Origin of the sequence: Amycolatopsis roodepoortensis (assembly GCF_024628825.1) — a bacterium.
GTDB lineage: Bacteria > Actinomycetota > Actinomycetes > Mycobacteriales > Pseudonocardiaceae > Amycolatopsis > Amycolatopsis roodepoortensis.
Genome location: NZ_CP102415.1, coordinates 3,613,295 through 3,625,708, shown reverse-complemented (window position 1 = coordinate 3,625,708; position 12,414 = coordinate 3,613,295). Strand labels below are relative to the sequence as shown.

6 protein-coding genes and 3 rRNA genes are annotated in these 12,414 nt (G+C 61.9%); 8 read left to right on the top strand and 1 reads right to left on the bottom strand.

All coding sequences use genetic code 11. The annotated features are described in order from the left end of the window. The first annotated feature begins 392 nt into the window (after positions 1-392). From NQK81_RS16810 to rrf, 3 genes are all read left to right on the top strand, one after another. Positions 393-1,909: ribosomal RNA gene (locus NQK81_RS16810) — 16S ribosomal RNA — on the top strand. 305 nt (positions 1,910-2,214) lie between these two features. Continuing rightward, a 23S ribosomal RNA gene (locus tag NQK81_RS16805) occupies positions 2,215-5,351 on the top strand. 86 nt (positions 5,352-5,437) lie between these two features. Continuing rightward, positions 5,438-5,554, top strand: a 5S ribosomal RNA gene (gene rrf / locus NQK81_RS16800). The 16S, 23S and 5S rRNA genes sit together here, the layout of an rRNA operon. A 125-nt stretch (positions 5,555-5,679) precedes the next feature. Here the strand turns inward: rrf and NQK81_RS16795 are convergent. After that, on the bottom strand, positions 5,680-6,126 hold the full coding sequence (locus tag NQK81_RS16795) for an Lrp/AsnC family transcriptional regulator (RefSeq protein ID WP_257488944.1): 447 nt from the start codon (positions 6,124-6,126) through the stop codon (positions 5,680-5,682). 107 nt (positions 6,127-6,233) lie between these two features. Between NQK81_RS16795 and NQK81_RS16790 the strand changes: the two genes are divergently transcribed. The 5 genes from NQK81_RS16790 (at position 6,234) to NQK81_RS16770 (ending at position 12,391) form a co-directional block, all read left to right on the top strand. After that, positions 6,234-6,686 (top strand): rhodanese-like domain-containing protein, encoded by a 453-nt coding sequence (locus NQK81_RS16790; RefSeq protein WP_257488943.1) that lies wholly within the window; start codon positions 6,234-6,236, stop codon positions 6,684-6,686. Between the two features lie 84 nt (positions 6,687-6,770). Then, positions 6,771-7,526 carry a type 1 glutamine amidotransferase gene (locus NQK81_RS16785; protein WP_126737713.1) on the top strand — a complete coding sequence of 252 codons (756 nt, stop codon included), beginning with the start codon at positions 6,771-6,773 and terminating at the stop codon, positions 7,524-7,526. Positions 7,527-7,640: 114 nt separating this feature from the next. After that, on the top strand, positions 7,641-8,750 hold the full coding sequence (locus NQK81_RS16780) for an inorganic phosphate transporter (protein ID WP_371878903.1): 1,110 nt from the start codon (positions 7,641-7,643) through the stop codon (positions 8,748-8,750). A gap of 105 nt (positions 8,751-8,855) precedes the next feature. Further along, positions 8,856-11,828 carry a bifunctional [glutamine synthetase] adenylyltransferase/[glutamine synthetase]-adenylyl-L-tyrosine phosphorylase gene (locus tag NQK81_RS16775; protein WP_257488941.1) on the top strand — a complete coding sequence of 991 codons (2,973 nt, stop codon included), beginning with the start codon at positions 8,856-8,858 and terminating at the stop codon, positions 11,826-11,828. A 128-nt stretch (positions 11,829-11,956) separates the two neighbouring features. Next, positions 11,957-12,391 carry an acyl-CoA thioesterase gene (locus tag NQK81_RS16770; RefSeq protein ID WP_126737716.1) on the top strand — a complete coding sequence of 145 codons (435 nt, stop codon included), beginning with the start codon at positions 11,957-11,959 and terminating at the stop codon, positions 12,389-12,391. Positions 12,392-12,414: the final 23 nt, after the last annotated feature.

Below are 12,414 nucleotides of genomic sequence, written 5' to 3'. Positions count from 1 at the left end.
TGGTGCGTACCGGCTGACCTGCGGCGATGTCGTTAAGTGACCCCCCTGTTTTCAGGGGGTTCCGGGGCATGTAATCTTCTCTTCGTCGCCAGGAACACCGGGCCGCCGGGGCCGAAAGCCCCGAGGCAAGGAACCAGGGCCGAGCGGGTTGACACCGCGAACCGGACCAGGTAATGTTCAGCGTCGGCCCACGAGCGGCCGCCGACCCCCTACGACTAACAGCGTAGGATTCGGCATGCTCGACCAAAAAGCTTGTGAATATCGCTTTGAAACAAAGCGTGTTGCTTGAGAACTCAACAGTGTGCTAGTGAACTAAGCCAGTAGAGCTTATGTATTTGAACCTCGTTTGAGGTTCCTTTGAGAGCATTAAATTGCCTCGATCAAATTTGACATTGTTGGAGAGTTTGATCCTGGCTCAGGACGAACGCTGGCGGCGTGCTTAACACATGCAAGTCGAACGATGAACCGGTTTCGGCCGGGGATTAGTGGCGAACGGGTGAGTAACACGTGGGCAATCTGCCCTGTACTTTGGGATAAGCCTGGGAAACTGGGTCTAATACCGGATATGACTGCTGATCGCATGGTTGGTGGTGGAAAGCTCCGGCGGTACAGGATGAGCCCGCGGCCTATCAGCTTGTTGGTGGGGTAATGGCCTACCAAGGCGACGACGGGTAGCCGGCCTGAGAGGGTGACCGGCCACACTGGGACTGAGACACGGCCCAGACTCCTACGGGAGGCAGCAGTGGGGAATATTGCACAATGGGCGCAAGCCTGATGCAGCGACGCCGCGTGAGGGATGACGGCCTTCGGGTTGTAAACCTCTTTCGCCAGGGACGAAGCGCAAGTGACGGTACCTGGATAAGAAGCACCGGCTAACTACGTGCCAGCAGCCGCGGTAATACGTAGGGTGCGAGCGTTGTCCGGAATTATTGGGCGTAAAGAGCTCGTAGGCGGTTTGTCGCGTCGTTCGTGAAAACTCCACGCTTAACGTGGAGCGTGCGGGCGATACGGGCAGACTTGAGTTCGGTAGGGGAGACTGGAATTCCTGGTGTAGCGGTGAAATGCGCAGATATCAGGAGGAACACCGGTGGCGAAGGCGGGTCTCTGGGCCGATACTGACGCTGAGGAGCGAAAGCGTGGGGAGCGAACAGGATTAGATACCCTGGTAGTCCACGCTGTAAACGTTGGGCGCTAGGTGTGGGCGACATCCACGTTGTCCGTGCCGTAGCTAACGCATTAAGCGCCCCGCCTGGGGAGTACGGCCGCAAGGCTAAAACTCAAAGGAATTGACGGGGGCCCGCACAAGCGGCGGAGCATGTGGATTAATTCGATGCAACGCGAAGAACCTTACCTGGGCTTGACATGCGCCAGACATCCCTAGAGATAGGGCTTCCCTTGTGGTTGGTGTACAGGTGGTGCATGGCTGTCGTCAGCTCGTGTCGTGAGATGTTGGGTTAAGTCCCGCAACGAGCGCAACCCTTATCCTACGTTGCCAGCGCGTTATGGCGGGGACTCGTGGGAGACTGCCGGGGTCAACTCGGAGGAAGGTGGGGATGACGTCAAGTCATCATGCCCCTTATGTCCAGGGCTTCACACATGCTACAATGGCTGGTACAGAGGGCTGCGATACCGCGAGGTGGAGCGAATCCCTTAAAGCCGGTCTCAGTTCGGATCGCAGTCTGCAACTCGACTGCGTGAAGTCGGAGTCGCTAGTAATCGCAGATCAGCAACGCTGCGGTGAATACGTTCCCGGGCCTTGTACACACCGCCCGTCACGTCATGAAAGTCGGTAACACCCGAAGCCCATGGCCCAACTCTTCAGAGGGAGTGGTCGAAGGTGGGACTGGCGATTGGGACGAAGTCGTAACAAGGTAGCCGTACCGGAAGGTGCGGCTGGATCACCTCCTTTCTAAGGAGCAACACATCCACCCCGCCGGGATACCCGGGGCAACGGTGGTGGAGTGGCCAGGACTCAAGTGCCGAATGTGTGCGTGTTCTGGTTGCTCAAGGAATTGTGGAACTACTGGTTAGGGTTGGGTTCGGCGGGCGAGTACTGCCCCGGGAGCGGGGAAAAGTGTTACGGGAGTCGAGAATTGTTCACTATGCACGCTGTTGGGTCCTGAGGCAACACGCCGAGGGGCTTACACGAGCTCCGGGGTTTTTTGTTTCTGGTGTGGTGTTTGAGAACTGTAGAGTGGATGCGAGCATCTTTGTGGTCAAGTTGTTAAGGGCACATGGTGGATGTCTTGGCTTCAGGAGCCGATGAAGGACGTGGGAGGCTGCGATATGCCTCGGGGAGCTGTCAACCGAGCTGTGATCCGAGGATTTCCGAATGGGGAAACCCAGCACCAGTTATGTGGTGTTACCCGCATCTGAATATATAGGGTGTGTGGAGGGAACGCGGGGAAGTGAAACATCTCAGTACCCGTAGGAAGAGAAAACAACCGTGATTCCGTGAGTAGTGGCGAGCGAAAGCGGAAGAGGCTAAACCATGCACATGTCAAGCTGTCAGGCGTTGTGTGTGTGGTGTTGTGGGACCCGCCTTGGAAGATCTGACAGTCTTCCGGGTTTACGCGTGTGTTAGTGGAACGCCTTGGGATGGGCGACCGGAGTGGGTGAGAGTCCCGTACGCGAAAACACATGTTTGTGGACCTTGGTGGTGTTCCCGAGTAGCAGCGAGCTCGTGGAATTTGCTGTGAATCTGCCGGGACCACCCGGTAAGCCTAAATACTTCCTGAAGACCGATAGCGGACTAGTACCGTGAGGGAAAGATGAAAAGTACCCCGGGAGGGGAGTGAAAGAGTACCTGAAACCGTGTGCCTACAAGCCGTCAGAGCCCGAGCACATCCTTGTGATGTTGAGGTGATGGCGTGCCTTTTGAAGAATGAGCCTGCGAGTTAGTGCTGCGTGGCGAGGTTAACCCGTGTGGGGTAGCCGTAGCGAAAGCGAGTCTGAATAGGGCGATTGAGTCGCGTGGTCTAGACCCGAAGCGGAGTGATCTACCCATGGCCAGGCTGAAGCGTCGGTAAGACGACGTGGAGGGCCGAACCCACTTAGGTTGAAAACTGAGGGGATGAGCTGTGGGTAGGGGTGAAAGGCCAATCAAACTCCGTGATAGCTGGTTCTCCCCGAAATGCATTTAGGTGCAGCGTCACATGTTTCTCCACGGGGGTAGAGCTACTGGATGGTCTAGGGGCCTTACCGGGTTACCGAAATCAACCAAACTCCGAATACCGTGGTGTGAGAGTGTGGCAGTGAGACGGCGGGGGATAAGCTTCGTCGTCGAGAGGGAAACAGCCCAGAACACCAGCTAAGGCCCCTAAGTGTGTGCTCAGTGGGAAAGGATGTGGGATTGCCCAGACAACCAGGAGGTTGGCTTAGAAGCAGCCACCCTTGAAAGAGTGCGTAATAGCTCACTGGTCAAGTGGTCCTGCGCCGACAATGTAGCGGGGCTTAAGCACACCGCCGAAGCTGTGTCATTGACACATATAGATCGGCGTTCTCCTTGCGGGGACGTCTAGTCGTGTTGATGGGTAGGGGAGCGTCCTGCATCCAGGGAAGCGGCGGCGGAAGCCAGTCGTGGAGGGTGTGGGAGTGAGAATGCAGGCATGAGTAGCGAATGCAGAGTGAGAAACTCTGCCGCCGGATGACCAAGGGTTCCTGGGCCAGGCTAATCCGCCCAGGGTAAGTCGGGACCTAAGGCGAGGCCGACAGGCGTAGTCGATGGATAACGGGTTGATATTCCCGTACCCGAGCACGTGCGCCCAGGATGAGGCGGTTGATACTAACCACCCGAAGCGCCATCCAAGACCCTTCGGGGTGGAGGGTGGTTGTGGAGCGTGGGATCTGATTCCGTAGTAGTCGAGTGATGGGGTGACGCAGGAAGGTAGCTCCGCCAGTGAGTGGTAGTACTGGTGTAAGCGTGTAGACCGAGTGGTAGGCAAATCCGCCGCTCATCAAGGTTGAGACGTGATGCGTAGCCGATTGAGGCGAAGTAGAGTGATCCTATGCTGCCGAGAAAAGCCTCTAGCGAGTGCGTGCACGGCCCGTACCCCAAACCAACACAGGTGGTCAGGTAGAGAATACTAAGGCGATCGGGTGAACTGTGGTTAAGGAACTCGGCAAAATGCCCCCGTAACTTCGGGAGAAGGGGGGCCAAACACTCTGAAGTCCCTTGCGGACTAGGGGTGGGTGGCCGCAGAGACCAGCGGAAAGCGACTGTTTACTAAAAACACAGGTCCATGCGAAGTCGCAAGACGATGTATATGGACTGACGCCTGCCCGGTGCTGGAACGTTAAGAGGACCGGTTAACCCTTCGGGGTGAAGCTGAGAATTTAAGCGCCAGTAAACGGCGGTGGTAACTATAACCATCCTAAGGTAGCGAAATTCCTTGTCGGGTAAGTTCCGACCTGCACGAATGGCGTAACGACTTTCCGGCTGTCTCAACCACAGGCCCGGCGAAATTGCACTACGAGTAAAGATGCTCGTTACGCGCGGCAGGACGGAAAGACCCCGGGACCTTTACTATAGTTTGGTATTGGTTTTCGGTTCGGCTTGTGTAGGATAGGTGGGAGACTGTGAAGCCGGCACGCTAGTGTTGGTGGAGTCGTTGTTGAAATACCACTCTGGTCGGATTGGGAATCTGAACCTCGGACCATGATCTGGTTCAGGGACAGTGCCTGATGGGTAGTTTAACTGGGGCGGTTGCCTCCTAAAGAGTAACGGAGGCGCCCAAAGGTTCCCTCAGCCTGGTTGGCAATCAGGTGTTGAGTGCAAGTGCACAAGGGAGCTTGACTGTGAGACAGACATGTCGAGCAGGGACGAAAGTCGGGACTAGTGATCCGGCACCACCTGGTGGAAGGGGTGTCGCTCAACGGATAAAAGGTACCCCGGGGATAACAGGCTGATCTTGCCCAAGAGTCCATATCGACGGCATGGTTTGGCACCTCGATGTCGGCTCGTCGCATCCTGGGGCCGGAGTAGGTCCCAAGGGTTGGGCTGTTCGCCCATTAAAGCGGCACGCGAGCTGGGTTTAGAACGTCGTGAGACAGTTCGGTCCCTATCCGCCGCGCGCGTAGGATACTTGAGGAAGGCTGTCCCTAGTACGAGAGGACCGGGACGGACGAACCTCTGGTATGCCAGTTGTCACGCCAGTGGCATGGCTGGTTGGCCACGTTCGGAAGGGATAACCGCTGAAGGCATCTAAGCGGGAAGCCTGTTCCAAGATGAGGTATCCCACCCCTTTGTGGGTTAAGGCCCCCAACAGACCATTGGGTTGATAGGCCAGAAATGGAAGCACAGTAATGTGTTGTCGAGTTGACTGGTACTAATAGGCCGAGGACTTGCCCACAAAGATGTTACGCATCCACTCTACAGCTCTGAAACACCACACAACCACACACCAACGTGTGAGCGTGTGTGGGTGTTTCACAGTGTTTCGGTGGTTATAGCGTCAGGGAAACGCCCGGTCCCATTCCGAACCCGGAAGCTAAGCCTGACAGCGCCGATGGTACTGCAACCGAAGGGTTGTGGGAGAGTAGGACACCGCCGGACTAACATTGAAAGAAGAGGGTCCAGGCCCCGGTCGAGAACCACGAGTTCTCCCGGGGCCTGGACCCTTTTTCCATACCTGCCCCTTGCGAAGTGGTAGCAAAGGTCCCTTGCTCCCGCAGCGCCGCTCAGCAGGCCCGCCGGCCTACCGCGCGCCGCCGAACAGGCGACGAGAAGACGAGAGAAGTCATCGTCTCCCCATAGCGCTGCATCCGCTCTACAAGCTCCTCCAACTCCGCAGTGCTCCGGCAGGCGACTCGGACCAGCCAGCACTCGTCACCCGTGACGTGATCGGCGTCGAGCACCTGGGGAAGCGCGAGGATGGTTTCGCGGAAGCGGGCTGTGTCCAAGCTGCGCACCTTCGCCCGGACCATCGCCTCGATCGGTAACCCGAGCTTCGCCACGTCGACGTTGGCCGAGTACCCGGTGATGATCCCCTTCTCCTCGAGCCGGCGAACCCGCTCGGTCACCGCGGGCGCGGACAGCGACACGCGCCGACCGAGTTCCGAAAAGGTCAGCCGGCCGTTGGACTGGAGCAGTTCGAGTAGCTGCCAGTCGAGATCGTCGAGGTTCACAGAACTCCAGGTTGATCGTCGTGCCCACCAGGAAACTCCAGGCTAGCCGCCGGCGAGACCAGGATTATCCGATGTTGTGGACGATCACCTGCCAGCAGGATTGAGGCATGACGACCGAACCCCGCGTACTCATGTTTCCGGCCTTGGACAGCGCGACCGCGGCCGCGCACCTGCGCGCCGAGCTCGCCCTCGAAGTCGACCCGGATGATCTGGTCCGAGACCTCACCTCTGGTTCTCGGCAGGGGTACATCGTCGTCGAAACCCGGGCCCCTGAAGCCTTCGCGTCGGCTCGCATCCCGGGCGCGATCAACCTCCCCTATCGGGAGATGACCGCCGAGTCGGTCAGCGGCTTGGACCGCGAACTCGTCTACGTCTGCTATTGCGAGAGCATCCACTGCAATGCCGCGACCAAGGGGGCGTTGAAGCTCGCGGAGCTCGGCTTCAAGGTCAAGCGCCTCTCCGGCGGCATCGCCGCCTGGCAAGCCGCCGGCTATCCCGTCGACCGAGACGACTCGGTACCCGCTATCACCTCGACGCCCACCCCCCGCTGCGCCTGCTGAGCAGAGAAGCAAGGGACCTTTGCTACCGCCACCCCGAGCGGTAGCAAAGGTCCCCTGCTCTCCCACCGGTCGTAGGCTGGGGACGTGACCGCTCTCAAGTTGCTCGTCATCCAGCCGGATGCATCAGACCCGATCGGCCCTCTCGGGGACTGGCTCACCGAGGCCGGCGCCGAGCTCGACATCCGGCTGCTGCCCGATCAGACACTCCCTACCGATCTGGACGGGTACGCGGGCGTGGTATGCCTCGGTGGTGGGATGGGCGCCAACGACGACGGCGAACATCCGTGGTTGGCGGACGTGCGGAAGCTTCTTTCGAAGGCCGCGGGTGCGCGCATCCCGACGCTCGCGATTTGCCTCGGTGGTCAGCTGCTGGCTGTGGCGCTGGGCGGCAGCGTCGCCACAGGTGATCAAGGGCCTGAGGTCGGCCCCAGCCTTGTGTCCAAGAAGGACGCTGCCTGGACCGACCCGCTCTTCGCGGACTTACCGCTGATGCAGGACGTCCTGCAGTTTCACAACGACGCGATCACCCGGCTGCCCGCAGGTGCCGAGCTTCTCGCCTCCTCGCCGCGGTATGCCTACCAGGCTTTCCGATTCGACCGTTGTGCCTACGGTGTCCAGTTCCATATCGAGACGACGCCGGATGTGGTCCTCGACTGGGCACGGCAGTCACCCGAAATGGCAGAACTCACCCGGCCGGACGCACTGACCCCCGACAACCTCGCTCGGGTGCATGCCGACATCACCGAAACCTGGCGGCCGTTCGCTCATCGCTTCGTCCGTCTGGTGTCCGGTGACCTCGCCCCGGCTGCGGACCGTCAACGTACATTGCCGATGGCTTAACGACCTATGTCTCAAACGTGTATGGGTTATTAACACCCGGGTCGTGCCGTCAGGTACCTTGCGGAGGGAATTTCGAAGGGTTCGGAGGTCGGGGTGGAGCCCTCAGTCTTGGTCATGCTCGTCGTCGTCACGGCCCTAATTTTCGATTTCACGAACGGGTTCCACGACACGGCCAACTCGATGGCGACGTCGATCGCCACCGGGGCGTTGCGTCCCAAGGTCGCGGTGACGATCTCCGCGGTCCTGAACCTGGTCGGAGCCTTCCTGTCGGTCGAGGTGGCCAAGACCATCTCGAATGGACTCGTCGACGACTCCAAGATCGGACCGGCGATCGTGTTCGGCGGCCTGGTCGGGGCGATCGTATGGAACCTGATCACGTGGTTCGTCGGACTACCGTCCAGCTCGTCCCACGCGCTGTTCGGCGGGCTGATCGGCGCCACCTGGGTGTCGGCCGGAACGGACTCCGTCCATTTCGGAAAGATCGTCGAGAAGGTGCTGGTCCCAGCGGCACTGTCGCCGATCTTGGCCGGTCTCGTCGCGATGATCGTGACGTACTTCGTCTATCGGATCTTCGTCCGCCGCGGTCGTACCGCCGGCTTCCGGGTCGGCCAGATCATCTCGGCCTCGCTGGTCTCGCTCGCCCACGGCACGAACGACGCGCAGAAGACCATGGGCGTCATCACACTGACGATGATCACCGCCGGAACCCTTCCCGCCGGCGCAGGGCCCCCGCTTTGGGTGATCGTCAGCGCGGCGCTGGCACTCGCGCTCGGTACGTACCTGGGTGGCTGGCGAATCACCTTCACGCTGGGTAAGGGCTTAACGGATATCGACGGCCCGCAGGGCTTCGCCGCGCAGACCAGCTCGGCCGCGGTCATTCTCGCGTCGACGAATTTCGGCTTTCCGCTTTCGACGACCCACGTCTGCTCCGGCGGCATCGTCGGTTCCGGGGTGGGCAGGAACGAATCACCGGTTCGCTGGCGCACAGCCGGCCGCATGGTGCTCGCCTGGCTGTTCACACTTCCCGCCGCTGCCATTGTCGGCGCCGGGGCCGGCCTCGTGACCTCGACGGGCACGGTGGGCACGATCGCCGTCGGTGTCGCGGGCCTGGCGATCGGCATCGGGATCTACCTCCTTTCACGGCGGAGTCCCGTCAACGCAGGCAGCTTCGCGAGCCCAGCCCCGCCCGTTCCCGAACAGGAAGTCGGCAGGGTCGCCGCTTAGGAGAGCAAGGGACCTTTGCTACCGGCCTCACGCGGTAGCAAAGGTCCCTTGCTCCCTTGCGCGTCCGTCTGGCCTTGGGCGGAAGGGCGACTACGGTGGAAGCCGATGGTTGAGCGCGCCAGGCCGACCGCTTCCGTGGCGAGATACGGCTTCACCGACCCCCGAGCCGACGGGCAGCTGCGTGCTGCCGGCTGGTGGACCGAATCCGGCCCGGACGGCTCCGCCGCCGACGTGATGTCGGCACTTTCCCGTGCGGCGGATCCCGACCTCGCCCTGAGCGGACTGGACCGGATCCGGGAAGCCGACCCTGGTACCTGGAATGAGCTCGACCAGGCGCTCCGCACCAACCGGACCTTCCGAGGCCGGTTGCTCGGTGTTCTTGGCACTTCGAGCGCGCTCGCGGACTTCCTGGTCGCGAACACCGACTGCTGGAAGACCCTCCAGGGCGAGAAGAACATCGCCCCGGATCAGTATGTGAACAGTCTTCTCGCCCATCTGCGACCGGACGGCGAGCTAATCACAGGGCTCGAGTCGGAGCAGGCTCTTCGCATCGGTTACCGCGAACTGCTGCTCGGAATAGCTGCGGCCGACCTCGGGCATCTCGTCGAACCTGGTCTCCGCCAGCCGCCTTATGCCGAGATCGGAGCCCAGCTCACGACGCTGGCAGAGGCCGCGCTGACGGTTGGGTTGCTGGTCGCGGAGGCCGAGGTGGGTGCCGCTGCCGAAGGCCACCTGTCCGTGATCGCGATGGGCAAATGCGGCGGTCGTGAGCTGAACTATGTGAGCGACGTGGATGTCATCTTCGTCGGGGATGGAGATCTTTCGGTCTCCACGAGACTGGCGAGCACGATGATGCGTGTGGTCGGCAAGGCATGCTTCGAGGTCGACGCGGCGTTGCGCCCGGAGGGCAAGGCGGGCGCCTTGGTCAGAACCCTCGATGGCCATGCCGCCTACTATCAGAAGTGGGCCAAGACCTGGGAGTTCCAGGCATTGCTCAAAGCGCGGCCGGTCGCAGGCGACGCCGAGCTCGGACGGCAGTACGCGGAGATGGTCGCACCGAAGGTGTGGGCTGCGGCCGATCGGGAGAATTTCGTTCCCGAGGTCCAGAAGATGCGGCGCCGCGTCGAAGGCCATGTGCCGTCCGCGCACGCCGAACGGGAGCTCAAACTGGGGCGCGGCGGCCTTCGCGACGTCGAGTTCGCCGTGCAATTGCTGCAACTGGTCCACGGCCGGATCGACGCCGAGCTGCGTTCCCCGTCCACGATGGACGCGCTCGCTGCCCTGGGGGACGGCGGGTACGTCGGCCGGAAGGACGCTGCGGAGCTCGCATCTTCCTACGAGTTCCTCCGGACCATCGAGCACAGGCTCCAGCTTCGCCGGCTACGGCGTACGCACTTGTTCCCGGCCGCTTCGGACGTCAGCGAGCTGCGAACGATCGCGAGAGCGAGCGGCGTGCGGCCGGCACGGGGCAGAAGTGAAGGGGACGTGTTGGTGGCGGAGTTCCGCCGCCATCTGCAGAGCATCCGGCGTCTTCACGAGAAACTCTTCTACCGGCCGCTGCTGCAATCGGTCGCGAACGTGCCGACGGAAGCGCTACGGCTGACCACGAAACAGGCAGAGAGCCGCCTCTCCGCGCTCGGCTACGCCGCGCCGGACGGGGCCTTGCAACACATCAAGGCACTGACCGCGGGAATGTCCCGCCGGGCGGCCATCCAGCAAGCTCTGCTGCCGGTCCTGTTGGACCTTCTGGCCGACACCCCGGACCCTGACCGCGGACTTCTGTCCTACCGGAAGGTCTCGGAAGCGCTCGAGGCGACGCCCTGGTATCTCCGGGTGCTTCGGGACGAGGGTGCCGTTGTCGAGCGGCTCGCGTTCCTGCTCGGCACGTCACGTCTGGTTCCCGACCTGCTGGCTCGAGCGCCGGAAGTACTGCAATTGCTCGGTGATCCGGCGCGGCTGGCAGGCCGTACCCCGGCGGAAGTGGCCACTTCACTGAGAGCCGCCGTGCGGCGTCAGCCGGGTTTGAACGCGGCGGTCGCGGCTGCGAGATCGTTGCGCCGGCACGAAATGCTCCGGATCGCGTCGGCGGATTTGCTGGGGTTGCTCGACGTCCCGGCAGTGTGCGAGGCGCTGTCCAGTGTGTGGGTCGCCGTGCTTCAAGGTGCCTTGGCGGCTGCTTTTCGCCAGCGCCAGGCCGAGCTCGGCCAGACCCCCGCGAAGATCGCCGTCATCGGTATGGGGCGGTTGGGCGGGGCCGAACTCGGCTATGGATCCGACGCGGACGTTCTTTTCGTGTGCGAGCCCGCCGAGGGTGTGTCGGACTCCGAAGCAGCGAAGTTCGCCTCCTCCGTCGCCGAGACGGTCCGCAAGATCCTCGGTGCCCCCAGCCCCGACCCGGCACTGGTCGTCGACGCCGATCTCCGGCCGGAGGGGCGGAGCGGTCCGTTGGTGCGAACCCTCGAGTCCTACCGCAGCTACTACGGGCGGTGGGCGGAGGTCTGGGAATCGCAGGCGCTGCTCCGCGCTCGGTTCATCGCCGGTGACGACGACCTTGGTGCACGGTTCATCGAGATGATCGACCCCATTCGCTATCCGCAGGCGGGCCTCGATGCGGTTCGCGTGCGGGAGATCCGGCGGATCAAGGCGCGTGTGGAAACGGAACGGATGCCCAAGGGCGCCGACCCGACCCGGCACACGAAACTCGGTCGCGGAGGGCTCGCCGACGTGGAGTGGACCGTGCAGCTCATGCAGCTGCGTCACGGGCATGAGGTCGAGGGGCTCAGGACCACTTCGACGATCGAGGCCCTGAAGGCCGCGGCGGAGGCGGGGCTCGCTGAGCCCGCCGAGATCGAGTCGCTGACCGAGGCCTGGTTGCTGGCGACGCGCGTCCGGAACGCCGGGATGCTGGTCCGCGGTAAGGCGGTCGACGAAATTCCCAGCTCCGGTCGCGACCTCGCCGCGGTCGCGCGAGTGCTCGGCTACTCGGCCGATGATGATCCAGGCGAATTCCTCGACGCCTACCGGCGGACGACGCGACGTGCCCATGCGGTTGTGGAGACCCTTTTCTATCATGGCTGACCGCTCTGACCTGCGGTAAGGGAGCAAGGGACCTTTGCTACCGCTTGCCGTGAGCGGACGGGGCGGTAGCAAAGGTCCCTTGCTCACACTCGGCATCGCGGACGGCGGGTGGCGCTTACAGTGGACCGGTGACTGTGCGCGAGCCGTTTCGCACCCGGATCAAGGTGCGTCATTACGAGCTGGACACCCTCGGCCACCTCAACCATGCGGTTTACCACTCGTATGGCGAGGTCTCCCGACTTGAGCTGATGGAACTCGCCGGCGGCCTCAACGCGGGTATGCGTGATGCGAATCTTGCCTTCGTGCTGCTCGAATCCCACATCGTCTTCCGGCGCGAGCTTCGGGCAGGCGATGTCGTCGACGTGACCTGCGACGCCAAATTCGGCACCGGCAAGACCTTCCACATGGACTCGAACATCTACAAGCTCGACGGCACCCTCTCGGCGGAGATCACGTGCACGCTGGGGTTGATGGATCTCGAGCGACGCAAACTGGTGGACGACCCGCGTGGCCGGATCGAGCGAGCGGGCGTCGACCTGAAGGTTCTTTCCACTTCGGAGTAGCTGTACTGCCTAGCCCAACAAGA